The organism is Streptomyces endophyticus (assembly GCF_035798155.1).
GTDB classification, from domain to species: domain Bacteria; phylum Actinomycetota; class Actinomycetes; order Streptomycetales; family Streptomycetaceae; genus Streptomyces; species Streptomyces endophyticus.
In genome coordinates this window covers 1-21233 of sequence record NZ_JAOZYC010000211.1, presented here as the reverse complement: position 1 = coordinate 21233, position 21233 = coordinate 1, and the positions used below count along the sequence as shown (strand labels likewise).

19 protein-coding genes are annotated in these 21233 nt (G+C 70.5%); 8 read left to right on the top strand and 11 right to left on the bottom strand.

Going from position 1 to position 21233, the window contains the following annotated elements; translation table 11 throughout:
* The first annotated feature begins 143 nt into the window (after window positions 1-143).
* Window positions 144-1319 (top strand): L,D-transpeptidase, encoded by a 1176-nt coding sequence (locus OKJ99_RS43015; RefSeq protein ID WP_326024123.1) that lies wholly within the window; start codon window positions 144-146, stop codon window positions 1317-1319.
* A 171-nt stretch (window positions 1320-1490) separates the two neighbouring features.
* Window positions 1491-2270 (top strand): DUF6227 family protein, encoded by a 780-nt coding sequence (locus tag OKJ99_RS43010; RefSeq protein WP_326024122.1) that lies wholly within the window; start codon window positions 1491-1493, stop codon window positions 2268-2270.
* Window positions 2271-2293: 23 nt separating this feature from the next.
* Here the strand turns inward: OKJ99_RS43010 and OKJ99_RS43005 are convergent, their stop codons facing one another.
* On the bottom strand, window positions 2294-2542 hold the full coding sequence (locus OKJ99_RS43005; RefSeq protein ID WP_326024121.1) for a hypothetical protein: 249 nt from the start codon (window positions 2540-2542) through the stop codon (window positions 2294-2296).
* Window positions 2543-2765: 223 nt separating this feature from the next.
* On the opposite strand from OKJ99_RS43005, the gene OKJ99_RS43000 reads away from it, so the two are divergent.
* Entirely contained in the window at window positions 2766-4187 is a 1422-nt protein-coding gene (locus OKJ99_RS43000; protein WP_326024120.1) for a recombinase family protein, read from the top strand.
* Window positions 4188-4227: 40 nt separating this feature from the next.
* Here OKJ99_RS43000 and OKJ99_RS42995 read toward each other — a convergent pair whose 3' ends face one another.
* The 5 genes from OKJ99_RS42995 to OKJ99_RS42975 all read right to left on the bottom strand — a co-directional run bounded on the left by OKJ99_RS42995 (window position 4228) and on the right by OKJ99_RS42975 (window position 9871).
* Window positions 4228-6291 (bottom strand): PTS fructose transporter subunit IIABC, encoded by a 2064-nt coding sequence (locus OKJ99_RS42995; protein WP_326024119.1) that lies wholly within the window; start codon window positions 6289-6291, stop codon window positions 4228-4230.
* A gap of 91 nt (window positions 6292-6382) precedes the next feature.
* Window positions 6383-7330: a 1-phosphofructokinase gene (gene pfkB, locus OKJ99_RS42990; RefSeq protein ID WP_326024118.1), complete on the bottom strand. Its 948-nt coding sequence runs from the start codon at window positions 7328-7330 to the stop codon at window positions 6383-6385.
* A gap of 106 nt (window positions 7331-7436) precedes the next feature.
* The gene (locus OKJ99_RS42985) at window positions 7437-8198 is read right to left on the bottom strand and encodes a DeoR/GlpR family DNA-binding transcription regulator (RefSeq protein WP_326024117.1); all 762 of its coding nucleotides are present in this window, start codon (window positions 8196-8198) and stop codon (window positions 7437-7439) included.
* A gap of 212 nt (window positions 8199-8410) precedes the next feature.
* Window positions 8411-9175 carry a glucose 1-dehydrogenase gene (locus OKJ99_RS42980; protein ID WP_326024116.1) on the bottom strand — a complete coding sequence of 255 codons (765 nt, stop codon included), beginning with the start codon at window positions 9173-9175 and terminating at the stop codon, window positions 8411-8413.
* A 66-nt stretch (window positions 9176-9241) separates the two neighbouring features.
* Window positions 9242-9871 carry a TetR family transcriptional regulator gene (locus tag OKJ99_RS42975; RefSeq protein WP_326024115.1) on the bottom strand — a complete coding sequence of 210 codons (630 nt, stop codon included), beginning with the start codon at window positions 9869-9871 and terminating at the stop codon, window positions 9242-9244.
* 77 nt (window positions 9872-9948) lie between these two features.
* Here OKJ99_RS42975 and OKJ99_RS42970 point away from each other — a divergent pair, with 77 nt between their 5' ends.
* Window positions 9949-11247 (top strand): extracellular solute-binding protein, encoded by a 1299-nt coding sequence (locus tag OKJ99_RS42970; protein WP_326024114.1) that lies wholly within the window; start codon window positions 9949-9951, stop codon window positions 11245-11247.
* A gap of 31 nt (window positions 11248-11278) precedes the next feature.
* Here the strand turns inward: OKJ99_RS42970 and OKJ99_RS42965 are convergent, their stop codons facing one another.
* Window positions 11279-12778, bottom strand: coding sequence for an MFS transporter (locus OKJ99_RS42965; protein WP_326024113.1), 1500 nt, complete (start codon window positions 12776-12778; stop codon window positions 11279-11281).
* Between the two features lie 70 nt (window positions 12779-12848).
* Here OKJ99_RS42965 and OKJ99_RS42960 point away from each other — a divergent pair, with 70 nt between their 5' ends.
* Window positions 12849-13835 carry a helix-turn-helix transcriptional regulator gene (locus OKJ99_RS42960; RefSeq protein ID WP_456115208.1) on the top strand — a complete coding sequence of 329 codons (987 nt, stop codon included), beginning with the start codon at window positions 12849-12851 and terminating at the stop codon, window positions 13833-13835.
* Between the two features lie 54 nt (window positions 13836-13889).
* Here the strand turns inward: OKJ99_RS42960 and OKJ99_RS42955 are convergent, their stop codons facing one another.
* The gene (locus tag OKJ99_RS42955) at window positions 13890-14897 is read right to left on the bottom strand and encodes a sigma-70 family RNA polymerase sigma factor (protein WP_326024111.1); all 1008 of its coding nucleotides are present in this window, start codon (window positions 14895-14897) and stop codon (window positions 13890-13892) included.
* Window positions 14898-15068: 171 nt separating this feature from the next.
* Between OKJ99_RS42955 and OKJ99_RS42950 the strand changes: the two genes are divergently transcribed.
* Entirely contained in the window at window positions 15069-15587 is a 519-nt protein-coding gene (locus tag OKJ99_RS42950) for a GNAT family N-acetyltransferase (RefSeq protein WP_326024110.1), read from the top strand.
* Window positions 15588-15596: 9 nt separating this feature from the next.
* Here OKJ99_RS42950 and OKJ99_RS42945 read toward each other — a convergent pair whose 3' ends face one another.
* Entirely contained in the window at window positions 15597-16364 is a 768-nt protein-coding gene (locus tag OKJ99_RS42945) for a dioxygenase family protein (RefSeq protein WP_326024130.1), read from the bottom strand.
* 105 nt (window positions 16365-16469) lie between these two features.
* Here OKJ99_RS42945 and OKJ99_RS42940 point away from each other — a divergent pair, with 105 nt between their 5' ends.
* Window positions 16470-17012: a MarR family winged helix-turn-helix transcriptional regulator gene (locus tag OKJ99_RS42940; protein WP_326024129.1), complete on the top strand. Its 543-nt coding sequence runs from the start codon at window positions 16470-16472 to the stop codon at window positions 17010-17012.
* Between the two features lie 38 nt (window positions 17013-17050).
* On the opposite strand, the gene OKJ99_RS42935 is transcribed toward OKJ99_RS42940, so the two are convergent.
* Together OKJ99_RS42935 and OKJ99_RS42930 are read right to left on the bottom strand one after the other, a co-directional pair.
* Window positions 17051-18559: an MFS transporter gene (locus tag OKJ99_RS42935; RefSeq protein WP_326024109.1), complete on the bottom strand. Its 1509-nt coding sequence runs from the start codon at window positions 18557-18559 to the stop codon at window positions 17051-17053.
* A 123-nt stretch (window positions 18560-18682) separates the two neighbouring features.
* On the bottom strand, window positions 18683-19342 hold the full coding sequence (locus OKJ99_RS42930; protein WP_326024108.1) for a TetR/AcrR family transcriptional regulator: 660 nt from the start codon (window positions 19340-19342) through the stop codon (window positions 18683-18685).
* 237 nt (window positions 19343-19579) lie between these two features.
* Between OKJ99_RS42930 and OKJ99_RS42925 the strand changes: the two genes are divergently transcribed.
* Window positions 19580-20857, top strand: coding sequence for a M6 family metalloprotease domain-containing protein (locus OKJ99_RS42925; RefSeq protein ID WP_326024107.1), 1278 nt, complete (start codon window positions 19580-19582; stop codon window positions 20855-20857).
* Window positions 20858-21233 lie beyond the last annotated feature (376 nt).

Below are 21233 nucleotides of genomic sequence, written 5' to 3'. Positions count from 1 at the left end.
AGAGATCCACCACCACGTAACAGAACTGTCCCTGTGGCTGCGTTCACAACAAACGGACGGAACCCCTCCGGCCGTCTCACGCTCTTCCCTCACATCGGTAGAGAAGCAGCGGAACAGCAGAAACCACGAAAAGGGAGCAGACCGTGAGCAGGCAGAACATAGCCGTCGTGTGCGCGACACTCGCCGTCGGCGCACTGACCCTCACGGCCTGCGGCGGCAACGCCACCGCCAGCGACGACAAGAGCGGCGACGCCCCGAAGATCACCATCTCCGCGAAGGACGGCTCGACCGGCGCGTCGATCAACGCGACGGGCGTGAAGGTCAGCGACGGCAAGCTGACCGGCGTGAAGATGACCGAGTCGGCGAGCGGCAAGGCCGTGCCCGGCACGATCACGGCGAACGGCGCGACGTGGAAGCCGAAGGAGCAGTTGGAGCGCGGCACGAAGTACCGGATCTCCGCCTCCGCCAAGGACGACGGCGGGCACAAGGCCGCCGCCAACTCCATCTTCACCACGGTCTCCAGCGCCCACAGCTTCATCGGCACGTACACGCCGGACGACGGGTCGACGGTCGGGGCCGGGATGCCGGTCTCGTTCACGTTCGACAAGGCGATCACCAACAAGAAGGACGTGCAGTCGCACATCACGGTGACGTCCAGCGGCGGCCAGAAGATCGTCGGCCACTGGTTCGGCGCGCAGCGCCTGGACTTCAGGCCCCAGGAGTACTGGAAGGCCGGCTCCAAGGTCACGATGAAGATCGACCTCGACGGCGTCGAGGGGGCGAACGGAGTGCACGGCGTGCAGGACAAGACGGTGAGCTTCACCGTCGGCCGCGCGCAGGTCTCCACGGTCGACGCGAACACGCAGGAGATGACGGTCGTCCGCGACGGCAAGACGATCAAGACGGTGCCCGTCTCGACCGGCAGCAACGAACACCCCACGTACAACGGGCAGATGGTGATCTCGGAGAAGTTCGTGCAGACGCGCATGAACGGCGACACGGTCGGCTTCGGCGGCGAGTACGACATCGCGGACGTGCCGCACGCGATGCGGCTGTCCCAGTCCGGGACGTTCATCCACGGCAACTACTGGAGCTCGCCGGGCATCTTCGGCTCGCAGGCCACCAGCCACGGCTGCGTCGGCATGCGGGACGTGAAGGGCGCCGGCGGCGACACGACCGCCAAGTGGTTCTACGACAACTCGCTGGTCGGCGACGTCGTGATCATGAAGAACTCGCACGACGAGACGGTCGCCCCCGACAACGGCCTCAACGGCTGGAACATGACGTGGAACCAGTGGACGGCGGGCAGCGCCACCTGACCGACCCCTCATCCACCACGGGCCGCGCGGGAACCTCCCGCGCGGCCCGCGCGTTGTCCAGGCACGTTGCTCAAATCCCGCCCCCCGTTTGTCATTTCACGGACATGATGTCCGACCGAAGGACTACGGTATGCACCCACGAGGTGACACGAAGCAATACTGGGAGGTGCCTTGAGCGCTCCGCATGACTCCGGGCCCGGTGTCGGGTTCGGGACCGAGCCGGACGCGTCACCCGAAGCACAGCTCGGGCGGCTCCTCGGACGCGCGCTCAACTCCTTCGACCTGCCCGACGAGACGCTGGAGCGGCTCGACGGCGCGCTCGCGTACGCGGGTTCCCTGCACTCGGCGCACCACAGCGCGGGCCGCCACCGCGAGACGTACCGGCACAACTGGCTGCTGATCGACGGCGGTTCGCTCACCCTCTGGGAGCTCGTGCACAACACGGGGCGGGCCGGCACTCCGCAGCACGAGGTCTACGTGTCCGAGGACGAGCTGCACCTGGCGACGGGACGGCTCCCGCTGCCCCGGGAGGCCGAGCCGGAGTTCGACATCCACGTCCCCATGACCCCCGTCAAGCTCCCCCCGCTCCCGCCACTGCACCGCGCCTTCGGCCTCGGCGACCCGGACAACTCCGTCGACCACGCGCGCCGCCTGCTGCGCCGCGCGGAGAACCCGGACGTCACGACGCGCCCCGGCCCCGGCACGGCACGGCTGCTGCAAGAGGCGTGCGCGCACCAGATCACCCAGGCCTTCGGCTGCCGCGTCGGCCACGGCTTCACGCTGTACGAGCACGCGTTCCTGCTGTGCGACGGCTGCGAGATCAGCCTCTGGGAGGTCGAGCACACGGCGACGCCCGACGGTCGGCACATGTGCGAGGTGTACGCGACGCAGGAGGCGGCACGGGCGGCCATGGAGCACCGGGCCTCGTCGTACCCGCGGGCCCGGCGGTAGCACGCCCCCGGACTACCGGCGGACTACCGGCGGCTGAACTCCCGTACCAGTCCCGCGAACGCGTCCTGCTCATCGGCCGTCAGCGGCACCGATTCGAGCGCGGGCGCCCGGGACTGCGTCGGCAGCACACCCATCGGCAACTGCGTCCGCGGCCGCGGCGGATCGACAGCGACGGTGCGCACCAGGCGGGCCAGTCCGATCACCCAGGCCACGGCCGCGAGAGCGACCAGAGCCAGGCCCAGCTGCTGAAGGATCGACACGTGCTCAGGCATGCGTTCCAGTGAACACCACGGTCCGGGACTTTGGTCCCGGACCGTGACGTATCTCGCAACCCCGGACAGCCCACCCAAGGACGCCCCTGTCGGAGCCCTGTGGGCGCACCACATCGAACACTTTGCGGGTAATAGCTCTCCTGGGTGATTCCTTCGTCTTCTCGTACCGGCCGACACCTGCACTCATAGCGTTCTGTGCACGGAGCGTCACGGTGGAGGTGCGATGAAGACAGTTTCGCTGGGCGTCTACGTCCGACAGTCGGACGAAGAACCGGGGCCCGATGGCGTTCGCCCAGGTGAAGCGGTGGCCCGACAAGAAGCCGCGTGCAGACGGCTCGCGGCCGCCCTCGGGGCCGTGGTGGTCCGGGTGTACGCGGACAACGCCCTCTCGGCATCGTTGCCTGGCGTGTACCGCCCCGGCTTCGAGGAGCTCGTGTCCGACCTCGCCGCCGGGGTACTCGGTGGTTTCGTGTTCGCTCACGCCGACCGGGTCGCCCGGCGCGCGTCCGACGCCGCACGCGTATGCGCTCTGTACGAAGAGCAACCGCACTTGGTGGGCAGGTCGGTGGAAGGTGGGGTCGATCTGTCACAGAGCCGCGGACGCGCCTTGTTTCTGGAGCAGACGCTCGACGGGGGCAAGGAGGCGGCCGCAACGGCTCGGCGTCAACAGGCCGCCAATCTGCACCGGGCGCTGGCAGGGCAGCCGCACATCGGCGCGACCGCTTGGGGATGGGACCGGGACGGCCACCTGCAAGACCCGGCCGCGTCGTTGCTTCGTCGCGGCATCGAAGCGGCCGCCGGAGGCGCCTGCGTGCGCGAGATCCGCGCGGACTGGCTCGACCACGGCGTGACAGGGCGCACCGGCAAGCCGGTCTCCCGCAAGACCGTGCTGCTCCGTCTGATCAATCCGCGCAACGTCGGGTACCGCATCTACGCCTCGGCCGAGGTACGGCGCAACGCCTCCCAGCTGTGGACCCCCGACCTCGTGCTGCACGGCGACAACGGCCGCCCTGTCATGGGCGATTGGCAGCACGTCGCGGCGCCCACGACCTATTGGGCAGCAGTGCGCAGTCTCAAGGAACAGCTTGACGCGGCCCACGAGCGCGGCCACAGCGGTCCACCGCCGGGGCTGTACACCCGCCTGTTGTCGGGCCGGGTTCGCTGCACGGAATGCGAGGCGTCGATGGTCGTCTCGTCGCGCACGGTACGCGCTGGCGCGTCCGCCGGTACACGGCGACCGTTCTACCGCTGCCCCGCGATCAACGGCGGATGCGGTCGGCTGACCCGTACGGCCGTCTCTCTGGAAAGTTACGTGGCGGCCGAGTTGCTGACGCGATTGAGGCAGGTGGCCGCCACCGCCGTCGTCCCGGCGCCGCTCACGGCGGACGCCCAGTCGGCGTACCGCCACAACGCTCTGGTCCGACGCCGCACGGAGCTGCTGCGATCGGCCCAGCACGCCGTGGAGCACTGGCCCTTGCTCAAACTGCCGGAGAGGCGGGCACAGTTGGCCACACACGTGGCCGAGGTGCGGCTACGACCGGCACCGCGCGGCCGCTGGTTCGACCCGGACACGGTCGACATCGTATGGGCGGAGCACCCGTCGGAGGCGGCTCAGGCGATCGGCCGAAGGGGGCGGTCCCGGTGAGAGGCCGCCCCCCTTCGATCGTGTGGTTCGCGCTGTTCCGTCAGGCCCCGGCCGGCTGAGTCTGTCGGGCGTCCGACTCCGCCACAGCCTCGTGAGTAGCCGCCGTGGCTTCCCGGGACGCGCGGTCGAGCCGCTGACCGGCGGACTTTCGCAGGGACTTGAGGAGAACGGTCAGCGCCGCCGTCACACACGTACCCACTGCGATCGCCACCAGGTACAGCCAGGCGTTGCCGATCAGCGGGACCACGAAGATGCCGCCGTGCGGGGCGCGCAGCGTGGCGTCGAAGGTCATCGACAGGGCGCCGGTCACTCCGCCACCGACGATCGACGGAACGATCACGCGGAACGGGTCGGCCGCGGCGAACGGGATGGCTCCCTCGGTGATGAAGGAGGCGCCGAGCACCCAGGCAGCCTTGCCGTTCTCCCGCTCGGCCTTGGTGAACAGCTTTGCCCGGACGGTCGTCGCCAGCGCCATGGCCAGCGGCGGAACCATGCCGGCCGCCATCACGGCTGCCATCACCTTGAGCGAACCGTCATTGGGGTTGGCAAGGCCGCCCACCGCGAAGGCGTACGCGACCTTGTTGAGCGGGCCGCCCAGGTCGCTGGCCATCATCACGCCGAGCACGACGCCCAGAATGATCGCGTTCGAGCCCGACAGCGAACCCAGCCAATCGGTCAGACGCGTCTGCACCCAGGCGATCGGCTGGCCCACGACAGCGAACATCAGGAAGCCGACGATCGCCGACGAGACCAGCGGAATCACCACGACCGGCATGATGCCGCGCAGCACATCAGGCACATTGACCCGCTGGATCGCCATGACCAGTGCACCGGCGATCAGACCGCCGACCAGTCCGCCGAGGAATCCGGCGTCGATCGTGACCGCGATCGAGCCAGCGACGAAACCGGGCACCAGACCGGGCCGATCGGCCATGCCATACGCGATGTATCCGGCGAGGACTGGGACCAGGAAGGCGAAGGCCGCCTGGCCGGTCCAGAACATCAGGGCCGCCCAGCTGTGCATCGAGCCCCAGTTGAAGGCGTCGACGACCGACTGGACATCGGTGTTGGCGATCTTGTAGCCGCCGAGCGCGAAGGAGATCGCGATCAGCAGACCCCCCGCCGCCACGAACGGCACCATGTAACTGACGCCCGACATCAGCCACTTGCGGAGCTTTGTGCCGTAACCGTCCGTGGATTCACCGGAGTTGTCCACAGGTGTGGATGACGGATCGGCGTGGCCCGTGGTCTCGCCGCGGGCGGCCTTTTCCCGTACCTCGGTGATGAGTGCGGCGGGGCGGTTGATTCCGGCCTTTACGCCGACATCGACGGTGGGCTTGCCCGCGAATCGTTCCTTCTCGCGTACAGGGACGTCGTGGGCGAAGATCACGCCGTCGGCGGCCGCGATGACGGCCGGGTCGAGGCGGGTGAAGCCGGAGGAACCCTGTGTCTCGACGACGAGTTCGACGCCGTCGGTGTCGCGGCCCGTGTTCTCCAGGGACTCGGCCGCCATGTAGGTGTGGGCGATGCCGGTGGGGCAGGAGGTGACCGCGACGATCTTGAACGTTTCCGCCGCCGCGGGCTGCTCCGGCTCTACGGGTTCCGGGGCCGGGGCCGGGGCCGGGGCCGTAGCCGCTTCTGCCGCTACGGGTTCCGGGGCCGGCTCGTCGCCGCGTATCAGCGCCGCCGCTGCCCCGGCGTCGGTCGCCGCGCGCAGGGCCGCCTTGAAGTCCTCGTCCATCAGCTGGCGGGCCAGGGAGGACAGGATCGCGAGGTGGGCGTCGTCCGCACCCGCCGGGGCCGCGATCAGGAAGATCAGGTCGGCGGGGCCGTCCGGGGCGCCGAAGTCGATGCCCTCGGCGCTGCGGCCGAAGGCGAGCGTCGGCTCGGTGACGTGCTCGCTGCGGCAGTGCGGGATGCCGATGCCGCCGTCGAGGCCGGTCGGCATCTGGGCCTCGCGGGCCGCGACGTCGGCGAGGAAGCCGTCGAGGTCGGTGACCCTGCCGAGGGCCACCATGCGTTCGGCGAGCGACCTGGCCGCCGCTTCCTTCGTTCCGGCGGACAGGTCGAGATCGACCAGGTCCGCGGTGATCATCTCTGTCATCGCGGGCTCCTTTGCCTACGCATGGATGGAGTGGGTGGGGTGGGTGGGGTGACTTCTCGGCCCGCTGTGGGCAGGGCTTGTGCGGCCGGCGTCATCGCACGGGCTCCTTCAAGGCGCGGTCCACCGGGACCTCGGACGTCAGCCGCACCGCGTCCGGGCGGAGGTCCCGCGGCGTCGGCATGGCGCTGCCCGGCAGCTGGACCGCCGCCGCGCCATGGGCGACCGCCGAGGCGAGCGCCTTCGGGCCCTCGCCGCCCGCGATCAGGAAGCCGGCGAGGGACGAGTCGCCGGCCCCGACGTTGCTGCGGACCGCGTCGACGGGGGCCGAGGCGAACCATGCGCCGCTCGCGTCGACCAGGATCTGGCCGTCCGCGCCGAGCGAGGCGAGCACGGCGACGGCGCCCAACTCCCGCAGTTCTTCCGCCGCCTTGACCGCGTCGCCGACCGTGGCGAGCGGGCGGCCGACGGCCTCGGCGAGCTCCTCGGCGTTGGGCTTGACGACGTCGGGGCGTTCGCGGAGGGCCGCGAGGAGTGCGGGGCCCGAGGTGTCGAGTGCGATGCGGGCGCCCGCGGCGTGCGCGCGGGCCACCAACTCGGCGTACCAGGAGGGCTCCAGGCCGCGCGGCAGGCTGCCGCAGCAGGCGATCCAGTCGGCGCCCGCCGACTGCTCCCCTACGACACTCAGCAACAACTGGGCTTCCGCAGAGGACAGTTCGGGGCCCGGTGCGTTGATCTTCGTGAGGGTGCCGTCCGCTTCCGCGAGCGCGATGTTCGAGCGGGTGTGGCCCTCGACCGGGACCGGGGCGACCTTGATGCCCTGCCCGTCGAGGAGCTCGGCGACCAGGGCGCCGGGGGCGCCGCCCAGCGGAAGGACGGCCAGCGTGGGGGCTCCGGCGGCGGCCACGGCCCGCGACACGTTGACACCCTTGCCGCCCGGGTCCATACGCTCACCGCTCGCGCGGACGACCTCGCCGCGGTCGAGGCCGGGGACCTCGTAGGTGCGATCGAGGGAGGGGTTGGGGGTGACGGTGAGGATCATGCCGGGATCGCCGCTTCCGTTGCTTGCACTGCTTGCACTGCTTGCACTGCTTGCGTACCAGTGGTGCTGGTGGTGGTGCTCGTGGGGCTCGTGCCGGTACGTGGGGTCATACGCGGACCACCTCCGTGCCTCCCGCCTCGATCGCCGCCGCGTCCTCGGGGGCGAGGCCGGTGTCCGTGATCAGGAGGTCCACATCGGCGAGGTCGCCGAACCGGGCGAAGTGCTCCTGGCCCCACTTGCCGGAGTCGGCGAGCAGCACGACGCGGCGGGCCGCGGCGACGGTGGCGCGCTTCACGGATGCCTCGGCGAGGTCGGGCGTGGTGAGTCCGGCCTCGGCGGAGAAGCCGTTGGCCGCGAGGAAGAGGACGTCCGCGCGGATCTCTCCGTACGCGCGCAGCGACCAGGCGTCGACGGCGGCGCGGGTGCGGTGGCGGATGCGGCCGCCGACGAGGTGGAGCTGGATGCCGGGGTGGTCGGCGAGCCGGGCCGCGGTGGGCAACGAGTGGGTGACGACGGTCAGTTCGGACTCCAGCGGCAGCGCGGTCGCGAGCCGGGACACCGTCGACCCGGCGTCGAGGATCACGCTGCCCTCGGCGGGCAGTTCGGCGAGCGCGGCGTGGGCGATGCGGTCCTTCTCGTCGGCCGCGGTGCCCTCGCGCTCGGCGAGGTCGGGCTCGAAGTCGAGGCGCCCGGCGGGGATGGCGCCGCCGTGCACGCGCCGGACGAGGCCCGCGCGGTCGAGGGCCTTCAGGTCGCGCCGGATGGTCTCGGCGGTGACCTGGAACTCCTCGGCCAGCGACAGCACGTCGACCCGTCCGCCGTCGCGGGCGAGGCGGAGGATCTCCTGCTGGCGCTCGGGTGCGTACATGTCCGTTTACCTGTGCCTCTTCTGCGGGTGTGCCCGAATCTGTTGCTCTCCCGTGAGGCTACGACCGGATTTCCGGAAAGTAAACAGGTTCGGGCATCCGGCAGACACAAACGGGCATCCGCCTCGATGCGTACACGGATGCGTACACGCCACAGGGCCCGGCCCTCCGACAAGGAGGACCGGGCCCTGGGTCGCCGCTGCGGAGCGTCGGACTACTGCCCCATCACGTACTTCACCGTCGGACCCGTGGTCCAGCCGCCGTCCACGGCCAGCTCCGCGCCCGTCATGTACGAGGAGTCGTCGGACAGCAGGAACACCACCGCCTTCGCGATCTCGTCGGCCTCGCCGACGCGGCCCATCGGGGTGTTCGGGTAGTTCCCCTCGCCCTGCTGGATGCCGACCTGCGCGGTCATCGGGGTGTACGTCATGCCGGGGTGCACGGAGTTCACGCGGATCCGCGCGGTGCCCTGCTCGACCGCCGCGATCTTGGTGAGGCCGCGCACGCCCCACTTCGAGGCGCCGTACGAGGAGGTGAGCGCGAGGCCCATCAGGCCGGCCGCGGAGGAGATGTTGACGATCGAGCCGCCGCCCGCCTCCTTCATCGCGGGGACGACGGTCTTCATGCCCGCGAAGACGCCGACGAGGTTGACGTCGAGGACCTGGCGGAAGCGCTCCACGCTCTCCGTCTCGAAGGGCATGCCGGTGGAGATCCCGGCGTTGTTGACCAGTCCGTCGATGCCGCCGAACTCGGTGGTGGCGTAGGCGAGCGCGGCCTGCCACTCGGCCTCCGACGTCACGTCGAGGTGGGTGTGGCGGGCCCGGTCGCCGAGCTCGGTGGCGAGGGCCTTGCCCTCGTCGTCGAGTACGTCGCCGATGACGACGTTGGCGCCCGCGGTGATGGCGAGGCGGGCGACCTCGGCGCCTATGCCGCGGGCTCCGCCGGTGATCAGGACCGTCTTGCCGGTGAGGTTGTTCATTTCGGCTCCCTTTGGATTACGTCCCCGTGGGTTGACGACTCGGGGCTCCGCCCCGGACCCCGCTGCTCAATCGCCGCAGGGGCTCAATGTGTTCAGGCATTGCAGTGCCAGTGCTGCCGGGCCCGAGGGGCCCGTCGGTGGGGCGTCCGAGTGGGCCCAGGTCTCCACCGCGACCCGGACCGCCGTGGTCGCCAGCCCGGCGAGCAGGCGCAGGTGCAGGTCCGGGGCGCCCGTCGCGCCCGTGCGTTCCGCGAGGATCGTGAGGAGGGTCGACTCCGAGACGCGGCACGTGTCGCTCCAGACGGCTCGCAGCGCCGGGCTCTCCCCGGTGAGGCGGAGCAGGGCGCGGACCCAGCCGAGGGACGCCGCGTTCGCCGGGTCGTCGCCGGTGAGCGCGCGTTCGACGGCGTGCCGCAGCGCGGCGGGGACCGGCAGGTCGGCGGGTGCCTCGCGGACCGCCTCCGCCCACTGGTGGGCCCCGGCGTCGAGGAGCGGCGCGACCGAGTCTTCCTTGGTCGCGAAGTAGCGGTAGAAGGTGCGCGGCGCGACACCCGCGGCCCGCGCGATGTCCTCGGCGCGCGTGGCCCGCAGGCCGTCCCGCGTGAAGAGCTCGGCCGCGGCGCGGGCGATGTCCAGGCGCGTGGCGGCCTTGCGTCGCTCCGTCAGCGTCGGGATCGTCACCGCAGTACCTGCCATACGGACATGGTATGCCTCTATGGCACAATATGCCACTGCCAAGTAATGATCATGCCAAGTGGAGCGAGGCGAGAGCAGTGCGGCGGCGGCACTTTCTGAGGACGACGGGCCTGGCCGGAGCGGGGGCGGGCGCCCTGGCCCTGACCGGCTGCGGTTCGGGCGACGGGAGCGACGGCGCCGACGGCGCCGCCGGCGACACGGTCACGCTCGACCTCCTCGTATCGAGCTACGACAAGAGCGTCGGCGCCTCCATCGGCGACCAGTGGGACGACGTCGTGCGGGCCTTCGAGAAGAAGCACCCGGACATCCACGTCGAGGTGGAGCGCGTGCCGTTCCTGAAGATGGACGCGGTCCTCGCCCGCCGCGTCAAGGACGGCCGCGCCCCCGACATCGCGCAGGGCCATCTCTTCGCCCCGTACGCGGAGGACCGCCTGCTGTACCCGGCGGAGCGGCTCTTCGACGTGCCCACGCAGGCGAACTTCGTCCGCTCCTTCGCCGACGCGGGCCGGGTCGACTCCGTGCAGTACGGCATCCCGATCCTCGCCAGCACCCCGCGCCTCTTCTACAACACGGGCCTCTTCGAGCGGGCCGGCCTCACGGGCCCGCCCCGTTCCTGGGCCGAACTCCGGGCCGCCGCACAGGCGTTGAAGACCATCGGGGTGCCCACCCCGTACGCCCTGCAGTTCGGCCCCGAGGCAGCGGAGGACGAACTCCTCGCGTGGCTGCTCTCGGGCGGCGGCGGTTACGCCGATCTCGGCGGGTACGACTTCGGCTCCGCCCAGAACAAGGCGACGCTGACCTGGCTGCGCGACGAACTGGTCGAGCCCGGCCTCGCGGGCGCCGCCCCGGGGAAGCTCACCAGGACGCAGGCGTACGCCCAGTTCCTCGGGGGGAAGGCCGGCATGCTCATCGCCCACCCGGTGCTGCTCGGCGCCGCCGACAAGGCGCGACTGCCGTACGCGCACGCCCCGTTCCCGCTCAAGGAGGGGAACGAGGCGGCGCCACCGGTGGGGCTCAACGACTGGATGATGGCGTTCAGGAGCGGCGGCCATGTGGCGGAGGCCGGGAAGTTCCTGACGTTCCTGTTCGGCACCGGCTCCGCGAAGACGTACGGCGGTGCGCAGGCCACGCTGCCGGTGACCGTGACGGCCTCCGACGCGCTGCGGGCCGACCGTTCGCAGCGCAAGCTGTGGAAGTTCGTCGACCAGATGCCGGACGCGGAGTTCCACCCGGTGGGCCTGCGCTCTTGGCCCAAGGTGCGCTCCGCGGTACGCGAGCGGATCGGCAAGGCGGTGGCCCCCGGCGGCAACCCCGCGCAAGTTCTGGAGGCCCTGGACCAGGTAAGCCCCTACATCTCCAGCCCCTCCGGCGTTTGAGGAGCGGGGCCCGGGGCGGAGCCCCGAGGCGTCACACCAACTCGCGCTCCCGCTCCGGCTCCGCCGCACCGTCCTCCACGTCCCCCGAAACAACCTCACCGGAACCGCCGGAGGCCTTCGGCAGCGCGAACATCAGCACGAAGATCCCGACGAGGATCCCCGCCGCCCACATCAGCGCGCTCCGGAACCCGTCCACGAACGCCGCGTTGCCGACGCCCTGCGCGAACCGGTCCTCCACCACGTTGAAGAAGACGACGGAGACCAGGCTGAGGCCGAGCGCGTTGCCCATCTGCATCACCGTGTTGATGAGCCCGGACGCCGAACCCGCGTGCTCGCGCGGCACCTCGGAGAGCACCGCGTCGGTCAGCGGAGCGACGATCAGGCCCATGCCGAGCCCCATCACGACCAGCGGCAGCGCCATCTGCCAGGAGGCGATGCCGAGTCCGTAGTGCCCGGCCTCGACGACGTAGATCAGGACGCCGGCCGCCATCGTGAGCGCGCCCGCCTGGAGCACCTTGCGCCCGAAGCGCGGCACCAGCTTCTGCACGGAGATGCCCGCGGCGACCGAGACGGCGATCGAGAACGGCACCCCGGTCACGCCCGCCCGCAACGCGCTCCAGCCGAGGCCGAGTTGCATGTACAGGGTCCAGGTCAGGAAGAAGATGCCCATGACGAGGCCGAAGACGGTCTGCACGGCGATGCCGGCCGCGAAGCTCTTCACCTTGAACAGCGACAGCTCGATCAGCGGCGATCCGTCACGCCGCGTCTTCGCCCGCTCGTACGCGACGAGTATGCCGACGATCACCACGGACGCCGCCATCATCACGTACCCCCACAGCGGCCAGCCGTTCTCGCGGCCCTGGGTGAGCGGGTAGACGAGCGACAGCATGGCGAGCGTGACGAGGACGACGCCGACGAGGTCCAGCTTCAGCGCCTTCGGCGCCTTGGACTCGCTGATGACCCGCGAGCCGAGGATCAACGCGGCGATACCGACAGGGAGGTTGATGAGGAAGATCGGGCGCCATTCGAGGCCCGCGATGTTCCACTCGGTCAGCAGCGCGCCAAGGAGCGGCCCGGACACGGCCCCCAGGCCGACGATCGCGCCGAACAGGCCGAAGACCTTTCCGCGTTCGTGCGCGGGGAAGGTCGCGTGCACGATCGAGAGGACCTGCGGCACCATCATCGCCGCCATGCCGCCCTGGAGGATCCGCGAGGCGACCAGCATCTCGGGGTTCGCGGCGAAGCCGCACAGTGCGGAGGCGAGGGTGAATCCGCCGACCCCGAGCAGGAAGAGGCGCTTGCGGCCGAAGATGTCGCCGAGCCGGCCGCCCGTGATCAGCAGGGCGGCGAAGGCGAGCGCGTAACCGGCGGTGATCCACTGGATCTGCCCGGTCGAGGCGCCCTCGTCGTGCTGAATGGTCGGCAGGGCGACATTGACGATCGTGACGTCGACGAGGTCCATGAAGGCCGCCGTCATCACGATGGCGAGAGCGAACCAGCGCCTGTTTGTGGGGTCTGCGGTTGAGGTCATACCGAAAAGCTAGAAGCCATCTAGGACAGATCGTGTCCTAGATACGCGGCATTCTGGAACCATGGAGAACATGACGCCGTCCCCGACGGACACCCCGGCCCGGCTCCTTTCCCTCCTGTCCCTGCTCCAGACCCCGCGCGAGTGGCCCGGCGGCGAGCTCGCCGACCGGCTCGGGGTCTCCCGGCGCACCGTGCGCCGCGACATCGACCGGCTGCGCGACCTCGGCTATCCCGTGCAGGCCACGCTCGGCGCGGACGGCGGCTACCGGCTCGTCGCGGGCAAGGCGTTGCCGCCGCTCGTGCTCGACGACGAGGAGGCGGTGGCGATCGCGGTGGGCCTGCGGGCCGGGGCAGGCCATGCGGTCGAGGGCGTCGAGGAGGCCTCGGTGCGGGCCCTCACCAAACTCGAACAGGTGCTGCCTTCCCGGCTGCGGCACCGGGTGGCCACACTCCAGGCCGCGACGATCCCCCTGACCTCGGGCGACGGCGCCATGATCGCGCCCGAGACGCTCACCGTGATCGCCTCGGCGGCAGCGGGCAGCGAACGCCTGCGCTTCAGTTACCGGGCGCGCGACACCGCGGAGTCGCGCCGCTTGGTGGAGCCGCACCGGCTGGTGTCGACGGGCCGCCGCTGGTACCTCGTCGCCTACGACATCGACCGCGACGCCTGGCGCACGTTCCGCGTCGACCGGGTCTCGGACCCGTTCGCCACCGGCGCGCGGTTCGCTCCGCGGGAGGTGCCGGAGGGGGACGCGGCGGAGTACGTACGCCGCTCGGTGTCCTCGTGGGGCGCGGGCGCCGCCTACGAACTGGACGTGGAGTTCGAGGCCCCCGCGGAGGCCGTCGCGGAGCGGATCCCGGCGGCGGTCGGCGTTCCGGAGCCACTCACGGAAGACCGCTGCCGCCTACGGACGACGTCGACGGACCCGATCCAGTGGACCGCGGTCCGCCTGGCGATGACGGGCTACGACTTCACGGTGCGCGGCCCGGAAGAACTGACAACAGCAGTACGCGAGTTGGGAGCCCGACTGACGAATTCAAGCCCCGCCGGCGATTGAGGCGCGGGGCCCGGGGCAGAGCCCCGAGACCGCAACACCGCCGCAGCGCAACGATCAGGCGGCTGCATCAAACCCCGTGTCGCGCGCCAACTTCTTCAGCTCAAGAAGCGCATGCTTCTCGATCTGGCGAATCCGCTCACGCGTCAGACCGTGCTCCTTGCCGACCTCCGTGAGCGTCCGCTCGCGCCCGTCCTCGATCCCGTACCGCATCTTGATGATCGACGCGGTGCGCTGGTCGAGCCGGCCGATGAGGTCGTCCAGCTCCTCGCTGCGCAGCAGCGTGAGCACGGACTGCTCGGGCGACTCGGCCGAGGTGTCCTCCAGCAGGTCGCCGAACTGGGTCTCGCCCGCGTCGTCCACCGCCATGTTCAGCGAGACCGGGTCGCGGGCCCAGTCCAGGACGTCGACGACGCGCTCCGGCTTGGCGTCGAGCTCGGCGGCGATCTCCGAGGGCTCCGGGTCGCGGCCGTGCTCGCGGTTGAACTCGCGCTGCACACGGCGGATCCGGCCCAGCTCCTCGACCAGGTGGACGGGGAGGCGGATAGTGCGGGACTGGTCGGCTATCGAGCGCGTGATGGCCTGGCGGATCCACCACGTCGCGTACGTGGAGAACTTGAAGCCCTTGCGGTAGTCGAACTTCTCGACCGCGCGCACCAGGCCCGCGTTCCCCTCCTGGATCAGGTCGAGCAGGGGCAGGCCGGACCGCGGGTAGCGGCGGGCGACCGCCACGACGAGCCGCAGGTTCGACTTGATGAAGATGTCCTTCGCGTTCTCCGACGCCGCGACCAGAGCTTCCAGCTCCTCGCGGGACGCCTGGTCGGCAGCCTTGCTGTCGGAGACCGTGCCGTCGAGGATCTGCTGGGCGTAGACACCCGCCTCGATGGTCTGGGACAGCTCGACTTCCTTGGCGGCGTCGAGCAGTGGTGTGCGCGCGATCTCGTCGAGGTACATGCCGACCAGGTCGCGGTCGGCGATCTCCCCGCCTACGGCGCGAACACTGCGTGCCGCGTCAGTCTCGCCGGACGCGGCGGACTTACGACGGGCTACGGCACGGGTTGCCATGCGTGCTCCCTTGCGGTGGTAGGTCGGCTGTACGCCCCATGAGGGGCCTTACGGGTGCCCTGCATCCGATGGAATCAACGACTGGAATCCGGACAGAATTCCCAAGCCGCCCATCTTTTTTCTGATCATGCAGTACCCTGTCGCGCCAACCGCGCGAAGATGGGAGACGGGATGGTGTCCGAGTCCACAGAGGTGCAGGTCAGGCCGGGAGTCGAGGACGACCTCGAAGCCCTCACGGACCTCTACAACCACTACGTACGCGAGACGCCGATCACCTTCGACACGGCCGTCTTCACTCCCGAAGAGCGACGTCCTTGGCTGCTCTCCCACCTTGAAGACGAACGACACCCACTCCTGGTTGCCACTGAGGCCATCTCTAACCGGATCCTCGGCTACGCCACGGCCAGCAGGTTCCGCCCGAAGGCCGCGTACGACACCTCGGTGGAGGTCACGGTCTACCTGACGCCCGACGCGGGTGGCCGCGGCGTCGGCACGCTTCTCTACAAGGCGCTCTTCGAGGCGCTGACCGACCAGGACGTCCACCGCGCCTATGCGGGCATCGCCCAGCCCAACGAGGCCTCCGACCGCCTCCACACCCGCTTCGGCTTCCGCCATGTGGGCACGTACCGGGAGGTGGGCCGGAAGTTCGGCACGTACTGGGATGTGGCCTGGTACGAGAAGGAGCTGTGAGCCCAGCGCTCAGCCGAACTGCACCGACCGCTTCGCCAGTCCCATCCAGAACCCGTCGATCACGCTCCGCTGCCCCGCCCCCTCAAGATCGCCGAAGGCCTCCGCCGCGCCCATCGTCACGAACAGCGGGGCGAAGTGCTCGGTGCGGGGATGCGCGAGCGCCCCGGCCGGGGACTTCCGCGTGAAGTCGAGCAGCGCGTCCACGTCGCCCGTCTCCAGCGCCCGGTGCCCCCAGTCGTCGAACTCCGACGACCACGCCGGGATCCCGCCCTGTCGCAGCGCGGCGAGGTTGTGCGTGAAGAAGCCGGAGCCGACGATCAGCACGCCCTCGTCCCGCAGCGGCGCGAGGCGGCGGCCGATGTCCATGAGCCGGGCCGGGTCGAGCGTCGGCATGGAGACCTGAAGGACGGGGATGTCGGCGTCCGGGTACATCTCGACGAGCGGCACGTACGCGCCGTGGTCGAGCCCGCGGTCCGGTACATCCTGGACCGGGATGCCGGGGCCGCGGAGCAACTTGCGTACGGATTCGGCGAGTTCGGGCGCGCCCGGCGCCGCGTACGTCACCTCGTAGTAGTGCTCGGGGAAGCCCCAGAAGTCGTAGACGAGCGGCGCGGTCTCGGTGGCGCCGAGGGCCAGCGGCGCGTTCTCCCAGTGCGCGGAGATCATCAGGATCGCCTTGGGGCGTGGGAGCTCGGCCGACCACTCGGCGAGCTGGCCGGGCCACAGGGCGTCGTCGGCGAGCGGCGGCGCACCGTGGGAGAGGTAGAGCGCCGGCATCCGGTTCACGTTCACGACGACCTCCTTGAAGTTTCAAGCTCTTGTTACCGACAAAAGTAAGCCTTCTTTGTTTAATATTCAAGAAGGAGGACTACGATGGAAACCATGGAGCAGCAGCACACGGCCACCGACGGGCGCGACACGCAGCACACGCAGGACGCGGAGGCCACCGCGTGGCTCAGCGAGGACGAGCAGCGCACCTGGCGCGCGTACCTCCATGCCACCACGCTCCTGGAGGACCACCTCGACCGGCAACTTCAGCGCGACGCGAAGATGCCGCACATCTACTTCGGACTCCTGGTGAAGCTGAGCGAGTCGCCCCGGCGCCGGCTGCGGATGACCGAGCTGGCGCGGGAAACGAAGATCACCCGCTCCCGCCTCTCGCACGCGATCGCGCGCCTGGAGAAGAGCGGCTGGGTGCGGCGCGAGGACTGCCCCTCCGACAAGCGCGGCCAGTTCGCGATCCTCACGGATGACGGCCTGAAGGTCCTGGAGAGGACCGCGCCGGGGCATGTCGAGACCGTCCGCCAGGCCCTCTTCGCGCGGCTCACCCCCGAACAGCAGAAGTCCCTCGGCGAGATCATGATGATCGTCGCCGAGGGACTTCAGCCGAAGGAGGCCGGGGCGGACCTCCCCTGGCTCAGGTGAACCGGCTCAGATGAGATCCGCCCCGTACACAGGGGTGGTCAGTGCGCGATCACCGGCACCAGCACCTCGTCCTCCGCGCCCTCCGTGTCGCCGGAGGCGGCGGCCGGACCCGAGCCCGGGGCAGCGGTGTTGACGAGCGTGAAGGCGATCAGGGACGCGACGGCCAGGATGCCGACGGCCCACCAGATGGCGTGGGTGTAGCCGCTCACCATGGCCTGCGCCTGGAGCAGCTGCCGGTTCGTGGCGCCGGCCGCGTGGTCCGCCAGGTACGCGGTGGTGGCCGAGGCCGCGATCGTGTTCAGCAGGGCCGTGCCGATGGCGCCGCCGACCTGCTGCGAGGTGTTGACCATCGCGGAGGCGACGCCCGCGTCCCGGGGCTCCACGCCGATCGTGGCGAGCGACATGGCGGGCATGAACGCCGTACCCATGCCGAGGCCGAGCAGCAGCTGGGCCGGGAGGATCAGCGCCGGGTACGAGGAGTCGACCGACAGCTGCGTCAGCATCAGCATGCCGAGCGCCGCCAGCAGGAAGCCGGGGCCCATCAGCAGGCGCGGGCGGACCCGCGTCATCAGGCGGGCGCCGATCTGCGTGGAGCCCACGATCATGCCCGCGATCATCGGCAGGAACGCGAACCCGGTCTTGACCGGCGAGAAGCCCTTCACGATCTGCAGGTAGTAGGTCAGGAAGAGGAACAGGCCGAACATGCCGATGACGGCGAGACCGAGCGAGGCGTAGACACCGCCGCGGTTGCGGTCGGCGACGACGCGCAGCGGCAGCAGCGGGTGCTTCACACGGGCCTCGACGGCGACGAAGGCGACGAGCAGCACGGCCGCGGCGACGAAGATGCCGATGGTGGTCGCGTCGGACCAGCCGTTGGTCTCGGCGCGCGTGAATCCGTAGACGAGCGAGACCAGGCCGAGCGTGGACAGCAGCACGCCGGGGATGTCGAGCGGCGAGCGGTTGCGCGAGCCGGCCGGCTCACGGATGACGAAGTACGCGCCGAGGGCGGCGATGATCGCGAACGGGATGTTCACGAAGAACGTCCAGCGCCAGTTCAGGTACTCGGTGAGGAAGCCGCCGAGGATCAGGCCGACGGCGCCACCGCCACCGGCGATCGCACCGTAGATGCCGAACGCCTTGGCGCGCTCCTTGGCGTCGGTGAACATGACGGCCAGGAGGGACAGGGCCGCGGGCGCGAGCAGCGCGCCGAACAGGCCCTGCAGCGCGCGGGCGCCGAACATCATGGCCTCGCCCCCGGCCGCGCCGCCGAGCGCCGAGGCGAGGGCGAAGCCGATCAGGCCGGTGACGAAGGTGCGCTTGCGGCCCCACAGGTCCGCGATGCGCCCGCCGAACAGCAGCAGGCCACCGAAGGCGAGCGCGTAGGCCGTGATGACCCACTGCTTGTTGCCGTCGGATATGCCGAGGTCCTGCTGTGCGGCGGGCAGAGCGATGTTCACGATGGTGGCGTCGAGGACCACCATCAGCTGGGCGAGCGCGATGAAGGCGAGTGCCTTCCAGCGCCTCGAATCGGGTGCCGTTTCCGGCAAGGGGGTACCCACAGCGGGACTCCAAGTCGTGAATAAGCGTGAGAAAACGGGTTGGTACGAAGCTGGGTGTCGTGTGACGTAGGTGGTTCTACGAAGAGGTGAAGAGGTGGAGGGGGCCGGACGTCAGTCCTGGCGGAGGTCCTCCAAGGTCGCGGGCTCGCCCGGGAGTTCCGAGCGGGCGGGTGCCATCAGGCCGTCGAGGAACAGCTGAAGATGACGGTGGACGTACCGGTCGAAGTCCAGACAGCCGGTGCCGGGCAGCGGCCGGGTGAGCTGGGAGAGCGCGACCATCAGGTCTCCGACGCCGATGTCGGGGCGCAACTCGCCCGCCGTACGGGCCCGTTCGGTGAGCTGCTCGATGGCGCCGGTGAGCCGGTCACGGGCGGCGACCAGCTCCGGATGGTCCTTGTCGAAGGTGGCGTTGAGCATCGGGCACAGGGCGCCGATCCGCTCCTCGGCCGCGGCGTGCACGAACGTCCGCAGCGCACCGAACGCGGTCACCTCGCCGGCGTCCTCGGCGGCGAGCCCCCGCTCCGCGTGCTCGGTGATGGTGTCGGTGACCGTGAGGACCACGTGGTGCATCAGCTCACCGCGGTCCTTGAAGTTCCGGTACAGCGTGGCGTTGCCGACGCCGGCGCGGCGCGCGACCTCGTCGAGCGGCAGGACCGGACCGTGCTCCACGAGCAGCTCGCGGGCGGCGGCGACGATCCGCTCCCGGTTGCGCACGGCGTCGGCCCGCGGGCGCGGGACGCGGCGCTGCGGCTTCTCGGTCGCGGTGGTCACGGCGGTCTCCTTCACGGGTACGGGGTGCACGGGCTTCGGGTGAAGCGGGGAGCTGATCCCCGGTTCGTGCGGACACCGGTCTAAACGGGGAGAGCGTCCCCGGTTATTTCCCGACCCTTATGTGACCTGCCTCACACGCCTTTGACCTCGGAAACCCACGATCGGCGCACCCAGCGAGCGACCCGCCACACCTCGACACAGGGTGATCGAAAGGGACCCGAGCGCGAGGCGGTGCGGATGCGAGTGCGTCGGATACGCAGGGGTCGGCGTGGGGCGCTGCTCGCGGTGAGCACGGCCGTGGCGCTCACCGTGACGATGACCGCGAGCACCGGCAGGCTCCTCGACGACTCGACGACCGCGGCGGGTCCCGTCGCCGTCTCGCGCACGACCTCCCTCGCCCCCTGCATGATCCGCGGCTCGTTCGGCGTCCAGATGTCGGAGGGCCTGCCCACGGCCGCCGGCTACGCCCGGTCCACCGGCACCGTGCGGGCCCTCAACCTCATGGTCGACTTCCCCGACGCGCCGGGGCAGGGCCCCGCGAAGGACCGGCTCGGCGAGTTCTTCCCGCAGACCCAGAACTGGTTCACCGCCGGCTCGTACGGGAAGCTCGACTACGTTCCCGAGGCCCCGGTCGACCACTGGCTGCGGATGCCCAAGCCGTTCACCGCGTACGGGATAGACCGCGGCGCCCCCTTCGACCCCGGCTACCGCAAGCTCGCCGACGACATCGCGGCCGCGGCCGACCCCGACGTGGACTTCCGCCGGTACGACCTGGTGAACATCCTGGTCACCCCGAACGCGGGGCCCTCCGCGCTCGACACGGTGCTGTCCGTGACGTTCGCGGGCAACCACGAGGCGCCGGTCGCCGACGGGGTGCCGCTCTCCAACGCGTCGTTCGTGTACTCCCGTCAGGACGACGGCTCGGGGTCGTACTCCAGGACCGGGTACCGGGTGCTGCCGCACGAGAACGGGCACGTGTTCGGGCTGCCGGACCTCTACACGCAGGACGGCGGTGGGGCCGCCGGGCACTGGGACATCATGAGCGAGGACTGGGGGGCCGGGAACGATCTGCTGGGCTGGCACAAGTGGAAGCTCGGGTGGCTCGACGACAGTCAGGTCGGCTGCGCCGCGCAGCCGGGCACGACCGAGTACCGGCTCTCGCCGCTGGCCCGGAACGACGGCAGGTCGAAGCTGGTGTTCGTGCCGCTGACCCGGAAGTCGGGGTACGCGATCGAGGTGCGTACGCAGGAGGGGAACGACGAGGCGGTGTGCCGGTCCGGGGTGCTTGTGTACAAGGTCGACGCGGATGTGGACACCGGGCAGGGGCCGGTCAAGGTCGAGGACGCGACGCCGGACAGTGGGGGGTGTACGCGGCAGCCCAATGTGCATGCGGAGTTGTCCGATGCGGCGTTCCAGGCGGGTGAGGTGTTTCGGGACAAGTCGGCGGGTGTGCGGGTGACCGTCGGCGGGATCACGTCCTCTGGCGACTACGAGGTGTACGTCACCCGGAGATAGGGGCTCCGGCCCGGGCCGCTGGACGGGTCCCACGCCACGGGCCTCCGGCCCCGGACCGCTCGACGTGTCCCACGCCACGGGGCTCCGCGTCGGCTCACTCGACCGGTCCCACGCCACGGGGCTCCGCCCCGGACCCCGCGCCTCAAACGCCGGCGGGGCTTGGTGTGCCCACCCGACCGCGAGGCTTGATGTGCCCAGCCGCCCGCGGCGCTTGATTCGCCCAGCGTCCGCCGGGGCTTGGCTTGTCCCGCCGCCCCGCCGCCCCGCCGCCCGGCTGCCCCGCTGCCCCGCTGCCCCGCAGGCGATGGCGATGGCCTTGCCCTGCTGCCTACCACGCCCATCTCCCACCCACCCGCCCCCTCCGGGGGCGTCGGCC